The sequence below is a fragment of the Kribbella sp. NBC_00382 genome (assembly GCF_036067295.1).
Taxonomy (GTDB): domain Bacteria; phylum Actinomycetota; class Actinomycetes; order Propionibacteriales; family Kribbellaceae; genus Kribbella.
Genome location: NZ_CP107954.1, coordinates 7183475 through 7201579, shown reverse-complemented (window position 1 = coordinate 7201579; position 18105 = coordinate 7183475). Strand labels below are relative to the sequence as shown.

The window sequence follows — 18105 nt, the reverse complement described above, 5'->3', positions numbered from 1 at the left end:
TCTGCGGTCGGGGTGTTGCTCGCTCCGCCACGCTGGCGAGCGACAGACGTGACGTCGGGAGGACTCACGCGTGTCGACAGGTGGGGGAGGGGCTGTGACAGGACAACGGACATCCGCGCCCAGATGGTTGCGAGCGCTGGTGGGGTTGAGCATGATCGCCGCGCTCGTCTCGGTGGGGCAGGCTTCGGGAGGTGCGGTGCCCGCGCAGGCTGCCGGGCCCGGCAGCCTGACCTTGCACGTGGAGAGCGCGCGCTCGGTCAACTCAGGACCGGGATTCGTCCACGAGGGCGATCCCGTGCCGCACTACAAGTGGCTGATCAACGTCGACGACACCGGCAATCCGGGCACCCGGGCGAACCAGCTGACGGGCCAGTGCCTGCCGGCTACGGCGACCGGCGGGTCGGCCGATCCGGACTACGCCGACAGCTGCCCGTGGCCGTCGACCAGGAATACTTCCGGGTTCGCACCGATCGTTGCCCAGGGCACCGAGGCTGATCTCAGCGATGGCACCGCGCTCGGCAACCTGCCGGCCGGGAAGTACCTGATCTCCGTCACCGCCGACGGCTTCAAGATCGACGGGCAGCACTTCACCGTCGCTTCCGGCGCCACCGCGCACGCGGTGGTCCGGATGAATCCGACCCCGCTGCCGCTGACCACCCTGCGGATCCAGGTGTTCAACGACAGTGTCCCTGTCGATGGAACCTACGAGGTCGACGCCGAGCAGGGCCTGGCCGGCTTCAGCGCCACCCTGACCGATGTTCTCGGCCTGGTCAGCACGGACTACTACGGCAACGCCTTGTGCACCGTGTACCAGCACGCGAACGCCAACGGCACTGGCCCGATGCTCTTCGACGGCAACAACAAGCCGATCGTGGACGCCGCCCGGTCGACCGGCAAGTGCGTCAGCGACGCGACCGGCCAGATCGTCATCCCGAACATGGGCCCCAACCGCTACGCGGCCACGGTTACACCGCCTGCGCCGGCTCCCGGCCAGACCTATCAGTGGGTCCAGACGACCACGCTGGAAGGCGGTCACGACCACGACATCTGGCAGCAGGAAGGCGAGACCGGGTACGACACCGAGCAGGTGCGTGGCCGTGAACTCGTGCCGTCCGTCCAGTTCGGCTTCGTCCGTACCCGGGCCATCACCCCACCGGCGGGCACACCGCCGACCGGTGAGATCAAGGGTGTCGCCATCGCCGGTCTGCCCTACATCGGCGGCCAGAACGGCCAGGTCGTGCCCGAGACCGGCTTCGCCGGCGCCAAGTCCGACGGCCCGCTCCCGAACCCGTGGGTGGCGCTGTCCGACCTCGACGCGGGCGACGCGGCCGTGTACGTCGGTCGCGGCGCGGCCGACGGCAGCTTCGACATCAAGAACGTGCCCGACGGCACCTATCAGCTGACTCTGTGGGACGACGACCAGGACTACATCCTCTGGAGCTTCAACGTCGAGGTCCACAACGGTGACGTCACCGACGTCGGCAACAAGATGCTGGTCGGCTGGTTCAGCCACATCACCGGCAGCGTCTTCGTCGATGCCAACGGCAACGGCAAGCGCGACACCGGTGAGCGGGCCGTGCCCGGCTTCGGCCTGACCGTCCGCGAGCGCGACAACTCGCTGATGGACCAGGCGATGAACACGGCCAGCACCGATGTCAACGGCAACTACGACATCAAGGAGACCTACCCGCTCGGCAAGTGGCTGATCCTGGAAGGCTTCAACACCCGCTACAAGACCACCGGTATCACCTACAAGGGCGCCAACGAGACCAAGGCGACCACGCAGCTGGGCAGCCTGGTAGACATCAACTTCCTGCCGATCATCGGCCTGCGCGGCCAGATCGACTGGGGCGTCCAGCCGTACGATCCGGGCACCAACGGCGGCATCGTCGGCACGGTCACCTACGACACCACCCGCAATGAGCTCGACCCGGCGAAGGTCGCCACCGAGCCGTACCAGCCGGGCATCCCGGACATCCCCGTGAAGCTCTACCTGCCGAAGGCCTGCACCGCGACCACGCCGACGGAACTCTGCCGGCAGGGGTACGAGACCGAGCCCAAGCAGGTGCCCGACGGCGACGGCGTGCTGCAGGACAACCCGAAGTACGGGGCGTTCGTGAAGGGGCCGGAGGTCCAGGACTCCTATACCTCGGAGAAGTGGGCGCCACCGCGGGGCTGCACCGCGCGGATGTACAACGGGCAGCCGCTGACCGACCAGCAGGCACTTCCGGAGTTCGGCGCGGCCGCGAACAGGATGTGCGTCGAGGCGCCGATGCTGGGCCTGGCGGTCGGCGCGAGCGACGCTCCCGGCGGCAGCCAGACGGTGAACGGGAACTACGGGTTCGCCACCTCGAAGATCAACCTCTACCCGCCGACCGACACCGTGCACAACCCGGACGGGCTGGCGCTCTACGCGCCGCTGCCGGCCGGCACGGAACAGGATCTGCCGGCCCGCGACTACATCGTCTCGGTCGACATCCCGAGCGATCCAGTCGACGGCAAGCCGATGTACAAGTCCACCGCCGAGGAAGACGTGAACGTCTTCGACGGTGACACCTACCTGCCACAGGAGAACTACCCGCCGGCCACCCCGGCCGCGGCGAACGACCCGGCCGGTCCGCCGGATCCGACCCCGGTACCACCGGACCAGCCGCCGTCGCAGCAGGCGGGCATCATCTCGCCGTGCGCCGGACCGCTGCACACCGTCAACGTGACGAACGAAGCCTTCAATGCCGGCGGCGGCAGCCCGTTCGAGGGCTACGAAAGGCCGTCCTGCGACGACAAGCTCGTGGGTCTGCGGGCGAACCAAGCGGTCGCGCCGAACTTCAGCCTGTTCACCGAGGTCCCGATCCCGACGCACTTCTGGGGACTGACGCTGAACGACCTCGGGCTGACCCTCGACAAGCGCAGCGTCAACTACGGCGAGGCGCAGGGCCTGCCCTTCGTCCCGGTCGGCCTGTACGACTGGTCCGGACGCCTGATGGACACCGTGCACACCGACTTCAACGGCCTGTACGAGGCACTGGAACCGTCGACGGGCACGTACAACTGCCCGCTGCCGGCGGGCCCCTGCCCGAACATGTACCGGTTCGTCGGCAACGACCCAGGCCAGCCAGGCGCGCTCAACCCGGACTACAACTCGAGGTTCCGGACGATCGCGACCAACTTCCAGGCCTGGCCGGGGCTCTACACAGTGACCGACGAGGCGCCTACTCAGGTGGCGGCGACCGTGCTCGCACCTGACACCACGACGGTGAATCCGACGATGTGCGATCTCGGTGCCACCGTGCCGCAACTGCTGGCGGTCAGCCGGCCCTACATCAGGCGAGGGGACCCCAACCGTTCGATCACCATCAACGGTCTCGGCTTCGGCGCCGCGGGAGCACCTGACCGGGTGACGCTCAACGGAACGACGATGACGGTGACCAGCTGGACCGACAAGAGCATCACCTTCACCGTGCCGAACGGGTTCGCCCTGGGCGCGGCCGAGTTGGCGATCACCGGTCACAGCGGGCTCAAGAGCGTCAACGGCCTGACCCTTCAGGTGCTGGCGGCAGCCACTGCGTCGACACCGGGCACGGACCAGAACAACCCGGTCCTGATCGAGGTCGGTCCGACGAAGACGTACAAGACAGTCCAGGCGGGACTCGAGGCGGCGCGACCGAACCGGGTCATCCGCAACCCCCGCGGACAGGTGATCACGCCTGCGCGGCCGTACTGGCTGGTGGTGATCTGGCCGAACGCGCAGACCAGTACCAACCCAAGGGGTGACTACAACGAGAACGTCATCGTCCATCACCAGGTCCGGATCCAGGGGGTCGGCCCGGGTGGCTTCGACTCGGACAACGCCTGGGTACCGGGAACGATCCTCGACGGGTCGGGCTTCAACCTCGACAACCCGAACGGCACGGCCTGGATCAACCTGCTGAGCAGCCTGACCTACACGGGCAACCCGGCGGTACCGGACTCGGCCGTCGTCACGGTGCTCGACGATCCGGCGCTGGCCGGCCTGACGCCGAACAGCTGGCCGGTCACGCTGGACGGAATGAGCATCACGGGCGGTGCCCAGGCTGACCAGCCGGGGAACGTGAACGTGCTCACCGGTGCGGTCAAGACTCCGTACGGGGCAGCCGGTGCGCTGGTCACCCAGGGCGGTGGCGTCTATGCCCACGCGAACGTCCGTAGCCTGCGGGTGACCGACAACGTCATCCACGGCAACGGCGGCTCGTACGGCGGTGGCGTCCGGATCGGTACGCCGTACGTCGGCAACAACCAGAACTTCAACGCGACCATCGCCCGCAACCAGATCCGCGACAACGGCGGCACCAACCTGGCCGGTGGGATCGGATTGTTCACCGGCAGCGACGGCTACCAGATCAACGCCAACGCGATCTGCGGCAACTTCTCCGCGGAGTACGGCGGAGCGCTGACTGCCTACGGCTACATGGCCAACGGCGGCGGTACCGCCGGAGGAACCATCACGAACAACCGGATCTGGTTCAACGCCTCGTACGACGAGGGCGGCGGCGTGATGATCGCCGGCGAGCTACCGGCCACCCCGACGGCCCTGTCGCCGGGCACCGGACCGGTGACCATCGAGGGCAACACGATCCAGGCCAACCTGGCCAACGACGACGGTGGCGGGATCCGGTTGCTGCAGACGAGCGGATCGCACATCTCCCGCTCCGACCCGCAGACCATCCTGATCGCCGACAACACCATCGCCGACAACGTGTCCGCCCATGAGGGTGGCGGCCTGGCGCTGGACGACTCGGCCTTCGTGAACATCGTCAACAACACGGTGACGAAGAACCTGACCACCGCCACGGCGGTGACCAGCAACGGCGATCCGGCCCCGGCCGGACTGTCCACGGCGGCGAACAGCGATCCGTTGCAGGCAAGGCTGCGCAACACCTCGCTCTTCCCGGGTTCGCAGACGCTGGCGAACACCACCTTCAGCAAGCCGACGCTCCTGAACGACGTGTTCTGGGACAACCGGGCCGGCAACTTCAGCGGTGGCTGGGTCTATGGCATCGGCGGCAAGTTGCCGGACGGTACGGACAACAGCGTCAACTCGTGGGACATGGGTGCGGCTGATGTTCCCGGGGCCCTGCTCACGCCGACCCATTCGGTGCTGCAGGACGAGACCGGATCCGCTCCGGACCCGTCGAACTCGCTGGTCGACCCGGGCTTCGTGTCCCCGTACGAGGTCAGCGTCAACGTGCTCTCGGTCCGGTCGTACCCGGCCTTCCGGGAGGCGGCCATCGTGGCGCAACTGCTGCCGCCGAACCTGATGGGCGACTTCCATCTGGCCACAGCGACACCAGCCTCGTCCGCCCGCGGGCTGGGAGGAGCGAACACGGTGGTCCGGTGGGGCACCCCGACTTCGGGGTTCAGCTACACCGTCAGCGCCCACAGCCCGGACATCGACGGCCAGCCCCGCCCGACCGTCACTGGGGTCTTCCCCTTCGTACAACGCCGGTACGACGCCGGCTCGGACCAGATGACGCCCTGAAGCTGTGCGGCCCGCCTTTAGACCCCCCAAGGCGGGCCGCACATTCCACAGAGCACATCGACCAGCAACGGGAGATCCCAATGACTGACACATCCTTGCCGCGCGGACTGTCGCGGCGTTCATTCCTCACCAGCGCGGGCGTTGTCGGCGGTGCCGTCCTCGGCGGCGGGCTGCTCAGCTCGAGCCAGGTGCTGGCGGCGCCGAACCGCGCCACCGTCGCCCATCCGCAGAAGCAGGTCCACCTGGCCGGTACCGACGGCTGGGTGGCGATGCCGGGCGATGCCCCGCCCGACCCGCCGTTCTTCCCCGACCCACTCGCGCCCAGCCCGTTCAACACCTACGTCTTCGGGTTCCGCGACGTGACCGGGATGAGCTCCAACCTGGTCGCTGCCCAGCGCGGCAAGGCGCAGGTGAGTGCGCCGATGATGGCGTTCGACGAGGACGACGACGTCTACCTGACGCTCACCAACCTGGGGCTGGCCCAACGGCCTGACCTGTTCGACGGGCACACCCTGCACTGGCACGGTTTCGTCAACGCGATCCCATTGTTCGACGGGGTGCCAGAGCTCTCGCTGGCAGTGCCGATCGGGCGCGATCTGACCTACTTCTACCGGCCGCACGACGCCGGCACGTACATGTACCACTGCCACTTCGAGGACGTGGAGCACGTCCAGATGGGGATGACCGGGATGGTGTTCGTGCGCCCGGCCCAGAACCGCACGCCGCTGCATCCGGGCGAGCGGTACGCCTACAACGACGGCGACGGCTCGACGGCGTACGACCGGGAGTTCGCGTTCATGCTGACCGAGCTCTGGTCGGCAGCGCACTACCGGGACGCGCACATCCAGGTAAACGACTGGACCGACTACGACCCGAGCTTCTGGCTGCTGAACGGCCGGGCCTATCCGGACACGATCGCAGCCAACGGCGACCCGCTCAGCACCGCGGGCGGCAAGTTGCAGTACCAGCCGATCTCCTCGCTGATCCGTTGCAACGCGGGCGACCGGGTCCTGTTGCGGCTGTCCAACCTGGGTTACCAGAACCACGCGATGACGGTGGACAACCTCGACCTCACGGTGATCGCGAAGGACGCCAGCTTGCTGAGGGGGCGTGACGGCACCACGAACTACCTGACCACCAACATGGTCGAGATCGGGCCCGGCGAGAGCCGCGATGCGCTGTTCATCGCACCCGGACCCGGCGAGTACCTGCTGTACGACCGCAAGTACTCCTACCTCGAGAACGGCGGCGGGGCCGGCTACGGCGGCATGATGACCAAGATCATCGTCGGCCCACCCGGCACCTATCCCGCGCAGACCGCGGCGAACGCGTGATGGGGGCGATGATCCGATGAAACGACTCTCGATCCAGCGGCTACTGTCCCTGACCGCGGCTGCGGTCCTGGTGATCACCCCTGCCGTGGTCTGGACCCAGTCCTCGGCCGCGGCGATGTCGGAGGGCCTGCTCTGCGACACCGACCCGAACCAGACCTTCTCACTGACGGCGAGCGACGGCTACGTCTCCACGCCCGACGGCAACTCGATCCTGATGTGGAGCTACGGCAACAGCAAGCGTGGCTTCCAGTCACCGGGCATCACGCTCTGCGTGGAGTCGGGCCGGCCGGTCACCGTGATCCTGCACAACAAGTTGCCTGAGGCCACTTCCATCGTCTTCCCCGGACAGCAGTCGGTGAAGGCGAACGGCAACCCGGCGCAGCCACAGTTCGACTCCGGCGGGTCGTTGACCTCACTGGTCCAGCCGGCGGCGGCCAACGACGGATCGGTCACCTACACCTTCACGGCGGGAAGCCCCGGTACCTACCTCTACGTGACCGGGACCGACGTCGGCAAGCAACAGCAGATGGGCTTGTACGGCGCGCTGGTGGTCCGGCCCGCGGGCCATGCGAACCAGGTCAACGACCGGTCCGACTCGGCCTTCACGAACGGCAAGGAGTACGTCTACCTGCTCTCCGAGATCGATCCCGACGTGCACCTCGCCGTCGAGCGCAACCAGCCGGTCGACCTCAACAGCTCGAAGTCGCGGTACTTCCTGATCAACGGCCGGAGCATGCCGGACACCCTGGCGCCGAACAACGCACCCTGGCTGCCGGCCCAGCCGTACGGCGCGCTCGTGCACGTCAAACCGTACGATGCCGCGACGAACCCGTTGCCGGCCACGATCCGCTACCTGAACGCCGGCAGCGTCAACTACCCGTTCCACCCGCACGGCAGCGACGAGCGCGTCGTCAACCGCGACGGGCATGCCCTGCAGGGCCCGGCCGGCCAGGACCTGTCGTACCAGAAGTACGACCTGGACGTCGGTCCCGGGCAGACCCTGGACGTGCTGATGGACTGGCGTGACGTCGAGCACTGGAACGCGACCACGAACCCGATCCCGACCCAGATCCCGGCGATCACCGACCAGTTGCTGGTCGGCCCGGACACCTGGTTCTCCGAGAGCGGCTACCTGGGCACGAAGAACCCGGTGCCGGCGAACCTGACGCAGAACAACGAATGTGGCGAGTACTACCACATCGCGCACAGCCACGCGCTGGAACAAGCGACCAACTACGGAGCAGCCTTCGGCGGCATGATGACGGTCTTCCGCATCGACCCGCCGGCCGGCTGCCCGGGCCAGTGAGGACTCCGACGATGACGAACAGATTCCGTGTCGCCGCTGCGATCCTGACGGCCGCGACGCTCGGCGTGACACTGTCGCTGCACGCCACCGCAACGCCCACTTCAGCACAGCAATTGCCGGGCCGGGCATCGGTTGCCGTCGGCAAGCTCACGCCGAGGGGCTGCACCTTCGGCGCGGGCACCGCTGCCTGCGACCTCTACGCCATGACCGGTACGACCACTCTGCTGGGCGTTCCGGTCCCGATCTGGGGTTTCTCCGCTACCGGAGCAACCGGCTCGGCAACGGCGCCGGGCCCACTGCTGGTGGTTCACCAGGGCGACCAGGTGACCGTCACGCTGCACAACCAGGTGGCCGGACAGAGCGTCTCCCTGGCGTTCCCGGGTCAGCCGCTGCCGGCGGGGGGAGAGGACTCGACCGGTGTCGCCTCAGGTACTACTCGCACCTACAGCTTCACGGCCGGCCGAGCGGGCACCTTCCTCTACGAGGCCGGGCACACCTCGGGTGGCGCTCGTCAGGTCGCGATGGGCCTGGCCGGCGCCTTCGTGGTGCTGCCCACCGACGGCACGGCGTACGGGACCCAGCCGGCCGGCTACCCGGCCTCCGGGTACGACGACGACGCGGTGGTCGTGCTGAGTGAGATCGACCCGGCGTTCAACGCGAACCCGGCGGCCTTCGACCTGCGGAAGTTCAGCCCGAAGTATCGGCTGATCAACGGCAAGCCGTACCCGGCCAGTGACCCGATCGCGACCGACCAGGGACACAAGGTCCTGGTGCGGTACGTCAACGTGGGCTCGCTGACGCACCCGATGACGGTGCTCGGCGGACTGCAGACCGAGATCGCCCAGGGTGGGCATCCCGCGCACTATGCGACCACGGTCGCGGCCGAGAGCATCGACCCCGGCCAGACGCTCGACTCGCTCGTCACGATGCCGACCGGGCCGGAGGCCAAGCTGGCGCTGTACGAGACCGCCAGGCACCTGGACAACAACGGCCAGCACACCGCCGATCCCAGCCAGCTCGCTTTCGGCGGCATGCTCACCTTCCTCGACACGAACGCGCCGCCACCCAGTACCGACGGCGTGGGGCCGGTCTCGAATCACATCGCGCTGTCGCCCAACCCGTCGACCGGTCTCGCACCGGTGACGGTGACAGCCGACCTCAGTGACGCCACGACCGGAGGGTCGGCGGTCAGCCAGGCAGAGTTCGTCATCGACGATGCGGTGACGACCGGAGTCGGCTTCGGTACGCCGATGTCGCTGCCCGGCAGCGGCGTCAGCATCACCGGCGCGACCGGCTCGATCAGTACCGCGGTACTCGCTGCTCTCGACGCCGGCCGGCACACGGTCTTCGTGCGGGCGCTGGATGCCGTCGGCAACTGGGGCGTCGTCGGCTCGGCCATCCTGAACCTGCCCAAGACCGGTCCGCAGACCATCAACGGGTCGATCGCGGACGTACCGGCCAACGGCGCGGTCACGGTCAGCATCTCGGCGACCGGTGACGACACCGACGCGGGTGGGCTGATCACGGCTGCCGAATACTTCCTCGACACGGTCAGCGCCAACGGCACCGGAACGGCGTTGACGCTGAACCGGAGCGCGACGGTGGTGTCCGAGGACGCGGACCTGCCACCAGCGCTACTCGGCACCCTGGGCGAGGGCCAGCACCACGTGTTCGTGCACAGCAAGGACTCGCTGGGATTGTGGGGACCGCCGCTCGACATCACGTTGCCGATCGACGTGACCGGTCCGGCCGTCGACGCGGCCAGTGTCGGGCCGAACCCGACCAACGGCTTGCTCGCGGACAAGAGTCACCCGGGCAACCTGCTGGTCTCGGCGCAGATCACCGACAAGGATGCCGGTGGCGCGGTGCAGAGTCTGCTGACGGATGCCGAGGCGTTCCTGGATCCGGCCTCACCCAACCCGGCCGGCGGAACAGGGCTGCAGATGGTAGCCGTCGACGGCACGCTGAACTCGACCAGTGAGGCGTTCTACGGGCTGATCCCGCTCACCCAGGTGAAGTCGCTTGCCGACGGCACCCATCACGTCTACGTCCGTGGTCAGGACGCGGCCGGCAACTGGGGACCGTTGTTCGCGGTGAACCTGGTGGTCGACAAGACGGTGCCGGTACTCGGTGCGCTGACCGCGTCACCGAACCCGACCAACGGGGCGACCACGCTGACGCTGACCGCGCCGGTCACGGACGCTTCGCTGATCGCGAAGGCGGAGTACTGGCTGGGCGGCACCGATCCCGGTGTCGGCAAGGGCATCTCGCTCCCGGTCAGCGTGGTCGCCGGCAAGGTCCAGGTGACCGTGCCGCTGGCCTCGGTGCCGCCGGGCAACCAGGTGTTCAACCTGCGGGTGCAGGACCTGGCCGGCAACTGGAGCAAGTCCGTGAACACCACGGTCTCGGTGCAGCGGCCGAACGCGATCTTCTCCGACACGTTCGAGTCGGGCGGCTTCGGGTTCTGGGGAGCGAGTACCGGTGGTGTCCTCAACACGACCACTGCCGCTCTGCCGACTGCGATCGAGCCAGGTAGTACTCGGGGTCTGCAGGTCACCCTGCCGAACAACGGCTACCTGACCGATCTGACGCCGGCGGCGGAGACGTCGTACCACGCGAGGTTCGTGTTCAACCGGAACACGCTCACCTCGGGGACCAACGCGAACACGGCGTTGAGCCTGCTGCAGGGCCGGACTGCGGCCAACGGTCAGGTCTACGCGCTCGAGTACCGGCTTAACGCCGGCTCGGTGCAGGTCCGGACCATCCTCGACCGGAGCGGTGCTGGGGCTCTCACCGGAGCCTGGGTCACGCTCACCAGCGGAACCCACACTCTGCAGGTGGACTGGATCTCGGGGCCGGCCACGGGAACGGGTGCTGGATCGGTGAGGTTGTCGGTCGACGGGGTCAGCCGGCAGCTGCAGACCGGGAACACCAGCACGCTGCGGATCGACACGGCCTGGCTGGGCGTGTCGGCCGGGATCAGCGCGAGCTCCACTGGACGGGCGTACTTCGACAGCTTCGCCTCGACCAGGTACACGATGCCGTAGCGGTAAGACCGCCGGAGCCCTGGGGGATCAGGGCTCCGGCGCCGTCCTTGGGAGGGGACCGCCATGCTGGACACGATTCACCGTGAAGTCATCCCGGCGCCACGTCGCCGGGTCAATCGTCTGGTCATCCTGATCGCCGTCCTGGCGGTAGCGCTGGTCGCGGGCGGGCTGGCCGCGGTCAAGCTGTGGGGGTCATCGGATCCCGCTGCTTTCCCGCAGAGCTCGTCGATCGAGGAGCAGTACGGCGTGCGCTTCTCCCGGGTCGCTGTGGTCGGCGACGGGGGACTGGTCACCTTGACCTACGTCGTACTGGACAGCGAGAAGGCCACCCGGTTCCAGTCGGATGTGCAGCATCCGCCGGAACTACGCAGCGAGGACCGCGACGGCGGGACGAAGCGGGTGTCCGTGATGAAACAGGGGCACAGCCTGCGATCCGGCCAGACCTACTACTTGGTGTACCAGAACACCAAGGGCGCCTTGCGGCACGGCGAGGAGGCCACGATCAAGCTGGGAGACCTCAGCCTGTTGCATGTGCCGGTGCTCTGATGTCCGGGACACGCAGCCGGCTCGTCGGCTTGCTGATCCTCGTCGGGGTTCTGTTCACCTGGTCTCCGCAGACCGCGAGTGCCCATGCGTACCTCACCTCGACCAGTCCGGCGGACGGCTCCTCGCTGTCAGTGGCGCCTACCCGGCTGCGGCTGGCGTTCAGCGAGACCGTCGTTCCCGCTGCGACGCTGATCGACGTGGTGGCTGAGGACGGCAAGCACTACCAGGTGACGAACGTGCGAGTCGTGGGAGAAGGAGGCGAGGAGCCGTCCGACGTTCTGGCCACGCTGCCTGCGTTACCGAAGGGCGCTTACCGGGTGTCCTGGCAGACGCTGTCGGCCGACGACCTTCACAAGACTGCGGGTGTTCTGGTCTTCGGTGTCGGCCACGCGGTGGCTCCTGCCGGTCTCGATGAACCGGTGCCTGCTCCGGGTGAGGTGCTGCTGCGCTGGCTGGTCTTCGGCGCGCTGGCGCCCGCACTTGGCGGTGCGCTGATGGGTCGCATCGCTCGTCGCCAGGCAGCTACGGCCGGTGCCGGATGGTCCCGGCTGGCTCGTCGTGGCGAGCTGATCGGCGGTTGCGCGGGTGCCCTCGGAGCCCTTCTGTTGTTGGTTTATCAGACGTCGCGGGCGGGCTCGACGGAGCTGCTCAGCAGTTCGTACGGCGTGCGCTGGGGTGTCCGTGAGGCAGGCTTCCTGCTGTTGATAGGCGCTGCTGTTGGTCGCCTCCGCAGGTGGCGTGGGCCGGTACTGGTCCTGGGCGCGGCTCTGGTCGCGGTGGGCAGCGCGTTGACCGGACACTCGGGTGCCGGGCACGGCCTGCTGTCCACCCGGGTCGTCGCCGACGCGGTGCATGTCATTGCGGCCGCGACCTGGTCCGGCGCGGTGCTGTTCGGACTGTGGTTCGCCTGGTCCGCGCGCGATCGGCGGCCGCGGCTCGAGCTTCTCGCGGTACTCCGCGCCTTCGGCGTGCCTGCCGCGGGCTGCGTCAGCCTGATCATTGCCTCGGGCATCTACCTGACGAGTGGTGTGATCGGTTCGGTCGACGCCGCGCTGGTCACCTTCTACGGCCGGACGCTGCTGCTCAAGGTCGGAGTCTTCGCGGTGATCGGCGTGCTCGGTCTCGCGAACCACTTCCGGCTACGGCGGACGGCAGGACCGATGCTGCGGCACGCGACCCTTGCGGCCGAGGTGGGGCTGGCCGTGGTCGTACTCGGCCTGGCGGCCGTGATCACGAGTGGCCAGCCCGCGGTCGAGCCGCAGCTGGTCAGAGATCCTGCCGCTGAGGTGGTACCGCTGCAGGACTCCCGGGTGGCGGATCTTCAGCAGACCTTGGCGGTTCGCCCGAATCTGCCTGGCCGGAACCTGGTGATGGTCGACGTCTTCGACACCCGGCGACCGGCCCCCGCTCCCGTCCAGCAGGTGACCGTGGCCGTGGTCGACGCTGACGGCCCTTCTTTGCCGGGTGTGCGGGCCGAGCGGCTGGCCGACGGTCGCTGGTCCGCAGCCGTAGTGCTGAACAGCAGTGGAAGCTCCCGGGTTGAGGTGACGGTGCGGCGACCGGGCCTGCCGGACGCCGTGCACAGCTATGCCTGGGCTGTTGGTGGGGCGAACACGACGGCCCGGCCGGTGCTCGTGTCCACCGATCCGATCAAGAAGGAGCTGATCATGTTGTGGTTCGCAGTGACAATCCTGCTCGCCGGCGGTTGGTGGGTGGCGATGCTTGCCCGGCTCCGCCAGGTGTCGCGCCGGGGAACCATGCTTGAGGTCAGTCCTCCACCGGACCGGAGTCCTGCTGACGTGGCAGGGTGAGCTCGAACAAGGCGCCGCCCTCAGGTGCCCGCGAGGCGCTGACCCGGCCACCGTGCGCCTTGGCGGTGGCCTGCGCCATCGGCAGCCCCAGGCCGCTGCCCATCGGGGCGTTCGGCGGGCGCCGGTGCCAGAACCGGTCGAAGACATGGGGCAGGTCCTCGGTCCGGATCCCCGGCCCGGAGTCGGCGACGGCGATCACGTACCACTGACCGGAAACGCCACCGGACAACCTGATCCGGTCGCCGGGGCCGGTGAAGTGCACGGCGTTCTCGATCAGCGCGTCCAGGGCGAGCTCCAGCCAGACCGGGTCGGCGAGAGCCGGCATCGACGGCAGCCGGCCGACCACCCAGTCCCGGTCGGCACCGTCACGCCAGTTCTTCCCGATCTGGTCGAGGAACCCGCTCAGGTCGAGTTCCTGGTGCCGGACGGCTCTGCCCGAGTCCAGCTTGGCCAGCGCCAGCAAGCGGGTCGACAAAGCGGACAGCCGGTCGACCTGGCGCATCGCGATGGCAAGGTCCTGCCGGGACTCGTCGCCGCTCACCACTGGCTCGAGCAGCTCGAGGTGGCCGCGCGCGATGGTCACCGGGGTGCGCATCGCATGCGAGGCCTCGCGGAAGAACTGCCGTTCCCGGTCGAACAGAGCCAACCGCTCTTCGGCCATCAGCTCGACCTGCTGCTGCGCGGCGACCCGGCGGCGTGCGTGCCAGACCATCGCCAGGAACAGCATCGGCATCAACGGGACCTCGGCCAGCTCGGCCCGGCTGCTGCCGTCCTGGATCTGGTGCGCCACCAGGATCCAGCCGGTCACCACGGTGATCGCGAAGGTGACCAGCAGGGTCTGCCGCAACGGCCAGACCCGGAAGCCGTAGACCAAGGTGAGGGCGAGGAACAGCAGGTGGTACGGGATCACCTCACGCTCGATCATCAGGTTCATCGCGACCAGCATCGCCAGCACGAAGACGGCGAGCAGGGCGTCGATCAACCGGTACCAGTGCGGCCGCAGCATGCCCCGCCCGAGCCGCGGGAACCAGCCCGCGACGCCGGCGTCACGCGATCTGAAGCTGATAACCGACATTGCGCACCGTCTGGATCACGTCCCTGGTCATCTTCGCCCGCAGCCGGCGGACGCAGACGTCCACCACGTTCGTCGCCGGGTCGAAGTCGTAGCCCCACACGGCCGAGAGCAACTCGCTGCGCGAGCAGACCAGGTCCGGTTTGCGCATGAAGTGCTGCATCAGCAGGAACTCCCGCTCCGACAGCGCCGCCTCGGCGCCGTCCACCCGCAGGCGCCGGGTCCGGACGTCGAGCGTGATCGGCCCGACCCGGAGCATGAACTCGTCCGGGTCCCGGTCGGTCGACTCGCGCAGCCTGAACCTGATCCTGGCCAGCAGTTCCCGGATCGCGAACGGTTTGGCCAGGATGTCCACGGCGCCCTGCTCCAGGCAGCGCACCCGGGCCTGCACGTCCGCGGCCGCGGACAGCACCAGGATCCGGGTGGCGGGGCAGCGGGCCAGCACGCCGGCCATCACGGCCTCGCCGTCGACCTCCGGCATCCTCAGGTCGAGCACCATCAGGTCCGGCTTCTTGGTCAGCGCCATCCGCAGGCCGTCCGCACCGTCGGTCGCGGTCAGCACCTGGTACCCCTCGGCCTCGAGTCCGCGCCGGACGAAGCGGACCAGCTCAGGCTCGTCGTCAACCACCAATATCGTCGTCATCTGCCCCCCAGGCCTGGCCGCAGCCGTACCCGTCCATCCCCTTGAGCCCGCTGTCGCGGACCCCCCAAGGACATACTGACTCTCCGTCACGATCTAGGGAAGGGTCGAAAGTCCTTCGATTCGCCGGTCGTGCGCTGCCACGGCCGGCAGTTTCGCCGACGTACCTTTGCGTCGTGTCCTCGCTGCAGAAACGGAGTTGGGTCGAGCAGGTGATGGGGCTGCCGATCAGCGTGCTCGCCAGAGGCCCGGTGGCTTCCACCACGGCTGCGGACATCGCTGTTCAAGCTGTCTACCGGGAGTTGCGGGAGGTCGACGGGACCTTTTCGACGTACCGGCCGGACAGTGAGGTGAGCCGGCTGGCGCGCGGGGAACTGGGCTGGGAGGAAGCTTCTTCGGTAGTTCGTGAGGTGGCCGATCGGTGTCGGCGGGCGCGTGAGCTGACTGGTGGCCTCTTCGATGCCGAGACACCGGCTGGTGGCTGGGATCCGTCGGGGCTGGTGAAGGGGTGGGCCGCGGAGCGGGCGAGCAGATTGCTGGCTGAGGTTGACGGCGCCGATTGGTGCCTCAACGCCGGTGGGGATGTCGTGGTGATCTGTCCGAGTGGCGAGCCGTTCACCGTTGGCATTCAGGATCCGGCTGATTCCGGTGCTGTAGTGGCTACTGTGCGTAGTAGTGGCAATGCGGTCGCGACGAGTGGGACGGCGGCGCGTGGGGCCCATCTCTACGATCCACGGAGTGGGGGAGCGGTGGTCGGCAGCTGGGCGTCGGTTTCGGTGACCGGGCCGTCGTTGGAGTGGGCGGATGTGCTTGCTACGGCGGCATTTGTCGCCGATGACGAGTGGCCGCGGGTTGTCTCATTGCTGCCTGGTTACGCCGGGCTCGGGGTGCATGTCGACGGCACCGTCCGGGCGATGCCCACCTGGCCGAGCGTTACGCCGAGGGACGCAGGATGACTCGGCTCCTGCTGGTGGAGGACGACCAGGACCTGGCCGGACTGCTCGGGCGCGTGCTCGGTGACGAGGGGTACGTGCTGACGGCGGCGCCGGACGGGCAGCGCGGGCTGCATCTCGGGTTGAGTCAGGAGTTCGACGTGATGATCGTCGATCGGGGGCTGCCGGCTATCGAGGGGCTCGACCTGATCACCCGGTTGCGCAGCCGTGGGATCACCACGCCGATCCTGGTGCTGTCGGCACGCGGTAGTACGGCAGAGCGAGTGGACGGGCTCGACGCCGGTGCGGAGGACTACCTTGCGAAACCGTTCGAGCTGACCGAGTTGCTGGCCCGGTTGCGGGCCTTGCTCCGGCGGCATCCGGACCGGGCGGAGCATCTCGCAGTACCGGGTGGGCAGCTTGATCTGGCTGGGCGGACGGTACGGCGTACTGACGGTGGCGTGGTCGAGTTGTCGGAGCGGGAGTCGGCGCTGCTGGCGTTGCTGGCGGCCCGGCCAGGGGTGGTCTTCAGCCGGGCCGACTTGCTCGAGCGGGTCTTCGACGAGGCGGAGTCCGAGACGGTGGTCGACACCTATGTGCACTACTGCCGGCGCAAGCTGGGCCGTGGAGTGATCAGTACGGTCCGCGGGCTCGGGTACCGGCTGGGTCGCTCGTGAGTGCGCGTCCTATCGGCGACCAGGTGCTGGTCCGCCGGGCCGCGCGTGAGGTCGCGATCCACGTGGCGGGGCTGGTCGCGGTGGCGATGCTGCTGCTGGTCGTGCTGGTGACGATCGTCGTCGTCCGTGGCCAGGCCGGAGCGGCGGATGACCTGCTGCGGAACACGTTGCGCACCGCTGACGACGTTGGGGATCCACCGTCGGGGATCTGGTTGGTGATGGACACCGCGAAGGGGCTGGAGAAGTCGCCCGGCCTGCCCGACGAGCTGGACGGGGCGCTGGCCGGGTTGCGCGGTACGGCGGGTGCGGCGGCGCAGTTGACGAACGTGCGGGAGGACGACGAAGCGGAGTACAGGATCGCCACCGTGCGGCGCGACGGGCGGCCGATCCAGGCCGTTCTCGACCTCACGGCGGCGCATGAGCAGCGGGCGAGATTGCTGCAGGCGATGGGGTTCGCGACTCTCGTCGGACTGGTGTTCGCGGCGCTGCTCGGCGTTCTTTTGGGGCGGCGGGCGGTTCGGCCGCTCGCGCAGGCGCTTGCCCTGCAGCGTGCTTTCGTCGCCGACGCGGGTCATGAGTTGCGCACACCGCTGACGCTGCTGAGCACTCGAGCCCAGGTACTGGATCGCGCCTTGCAGCGCAGCGAGTTGAGCGAGGAAGTACTGCGGGACTCGCGTGGTGTCGTCCTGGACACGCAACGGCTGGGCGAGGTGGTCGAGGACCTTCTGGTGGCGGCCGATCCGCGCAGTGAGGAGAGTCGCGAGCCGGTTGATCTGAACCGGTTGGCCGGCTCGGTGGCCGACAGTGCACGAGCCCATGCCACGGCAGCCGGAGTCACTCTCTTGCATGGCGCGACGGACGAGGACTGCACCGTCCTCGGATCGCCTAGCGCGTTGCGGCGGGCAGTCCTGGCCCTTGTCGACAACGCGATCGACCACACGCCGGACGGGGGAGAGGTACGAGTGGCTGTCCGGCGGGCGGGGCGGGACGCGGTGCTGCTGGTGAGCGATACCGGGCCGGGGATCCGGCCTGAGGACGCGGAGCGGGTACTGCGCAGGTTCGACTCCGGCGGACATCGCTCCGGCCGGGCGCACTACGGTCTCGGTCTCGCCCTGACCCATGACGTGGCGAACCGTCATGGCGGCCAGCTCCGGTTGGTCCGGAGTGATGCCGGAGCGGCCTTCGAGCTCGTTCTTCCCGCAGTTCCAAGGAACGGCTAAGAATC

11 protein-coding genes are annotated in these 18105 nt (G+C 68.3%); 9 read left to right on the top strand and 2 right to left on the bottom strand.

Annotated features, from left to right (window positions below):
* Positions 1–94 precede the first annotated feature (94 nt).
* The 6 genes from OHA70_RS33965 to OHA70_RS33940 all read left to right on the top strand — a co-directional run bounded on the left by OHA70_RS33965 (position 95) and on the right by OHA70_RS33940 (position 13559).
* Positions 95–5515: a hypothetical protein gene (locus OHA70_RS33965; RefSeq protein ID WP_328324722.1), complete on the top strand. Its 5421-nt coding sequence runs from the start codon at positions 95–97 to the stop codon at positions 5513–5515.
* 80 nt (positions 5516–5595) lie between these two features.
* A complete protein-coding gene (locus OHA70_RS33960; protein ID WP_328324720.1) occupies positions 5596–6849 on the top strand; it encodes a multicopper oxidase domain-containing protein in 1254 nt (417 codons plus the stop codon).
* A 16-nt stretch (positions 6850–6865) separates the two neighbouring features.
* Positions 6866–8155 (top strand): multicopper oxidase domain-containing protein, encoded by a 1290-nt coding sequence (locus OHA70_RS33955; RefSeq protein ID WP_328324718.1) that lies wholly within the window; start codon positions 6866–6868, stop codon positions 8153–8155.
* 11 nt (positions 8156–8166) lie between these two features.
* Entirely contained in the window at positions 8167–11202 is a 3036-nt protein-coding gene (locus OHA70_RS33950) for a multicopper oxidase domain-containing protein (protein WP_328324716.1), read from the top strand.
* A gap of 63 nt (positions 11203–11265) precedes the next feature.
* Positions 11266–11748, top strand: coding sequence for a hypothetical protein (locus OHA70_RS33945; protein ID WP_328324714.1), 483 nt, complete (start codon positions 11266–11268; stop codon positions 11746–11748).
* A complete protein-coding gene (locus OHA70_RS33940; RefSeq protein ID WP_328324712.1) occupies positions 11748–13559 on the top strand; it encodes a copper resistance CopC/CopD family protein in 1812 nt (603 codons plus the stop codon). Before OHA70_RS33945 ends, OHA70_RS33940 begins: the two co-directional genes overlap by 1 nt.
* Here OHA70_RS33940 and OHA70_RS33935 read toward each other — a convergent pair.
* Together OHA70_RS33935 and OHA70_RS33930 are read right to left on the bottom strand one after the other, a co-directional pair.
* Positions 13516–14634, bottom strand: coding sequence for a sensor histidine kinase (locus tag OHA70_RS33935; protein WP_328324710.1), 1119 nt, complete (start codon positions 14632–14634; stop codon positions 13516–13518). The genes OHA70_RS33940 and OHA70_RS33935 overlap by 44 nt on opposite strands.
* On the bottom strand, positions 14606–15274 hold the full coding sequence (locus tag OHA70_RS33930) for a response regulator transcription factor (RefSeq protein ID WP_328324708.1): 669 nt from the start codon (positions 15272–15274) through the stop codon (positions 14606–14608). Before OHA70_RS33930 ends, OHA70_RS33935 begins: the two co-directional genes overlap by 29 nt.
* A gap of 173 nt (positions 15275–15447) precedes the next feature.
* Between OHA70_RS33930 and OHA70_RS33925 the strand changes: the two genes are divergently transcribed.
* Genes OHA70_RS33925 through OHA70_RS33915 form a run of 3 tightly spaced genes read left to right on the top strand, consistent with a single transcriptional unit; the run spans position 15448 to position 18100 of the window.
* A complete protein-coding gene (locus tag OHA70_RS33925) occupies positions 15448–16227 on the top strand; it encodes an FAD:protein FMN transferase (protein WP_328324706.1) in 780 nt (259 codons plus the stop codon).
* The gene (locus OHA70_RS33920; protein ID WP_328324704.1) at positions 16224–16880 is read left to right on the top strand and encodes a response regulator transcription factor; all 657 of its coding nucleotides are present in this window, start codon (positions 16224–16226) and stop codon (positions 16878–16880) included. The genes OHA70_RS33925 and OHA70_RS33920 overlap by 4 nt, the downstream gene beginning before the upstream one ends.
* The gene (locus tag OHA70_RS33915; protein WP_328324702.1) at positions 16877–18100 is read left to right on the top strand and encodes a sensor histidine kinase; all 1224 of its coding nucleotides are present in this window, start codon (positions 16877–16879) and stop codon (positions 18098–18100) included. The genes OHA70_RS33920 and OHA70_RS33915 overlap by 4 nt, the downstream gene beginning before the upstream one ends.
* Positions 18101–18105 lie beyond the last annotated feature (5 nt).

Bases quoted from the DNA above. Each gene is read 5' to 3' on its own strand.
- OHA70_RS33955 (WP_328324718.1), top strand. From the start codon at position 6,866: ATGAAACGACTCTCGATCCAGCGGCTACTGTCCCTGACCGCGGCTGCG.
- OHA70_RS33945 (WP_328324714.1), top strand. From the start codon at position 11,266: ATGCTGGACACGATTCACCGTGAAGTCATCCCGGCGCCACGTCGCCGG.
- OHA70_RS33960 (WP_328324720.1), top strand. From the start codon at position 5,596: ATGACTGACACATCCTTGCCGCGCGGACTGTCGCGGCGTTCATTCCTC.
- OHA70_RS33950 (WP_328324716.1), top strand. From the start codon at position 8,167: ATGACGAACAGATTCCGTGTCGCCGCTGCGATCCTGACGGCCGCGACG.
- OHA70_RS33940 (WP_328324712.1), top strand. From the start codon at position 11,748: ATGTCCGGGACACGCAGCCGGCTCGTCGGCTTGCTGATCCTCGTCGGG.
- OHA70_RS33930 (WP_328324708.1), bottom strand. From the start codon at position 15,274: ATGACGACGATATTGGTGGTTGACGACGAGCCTGAGCTGGTCCGCTTC.
- OHA70_RS33935 (WP_328324710.1), bottom strand. From the start codon at position 14,634: ATGTCGGTTATCAGCTTCAGATCGCGTGACGCCGGCGTCGCGGGCTGG.
- OHA70_RS33920 (WP_328324704.1), top strand. From the start codon at position 16,224: ATGACTCGGCTCCTGCTGGTGGAGGACGACCAGGACCTGGCCGGACTG.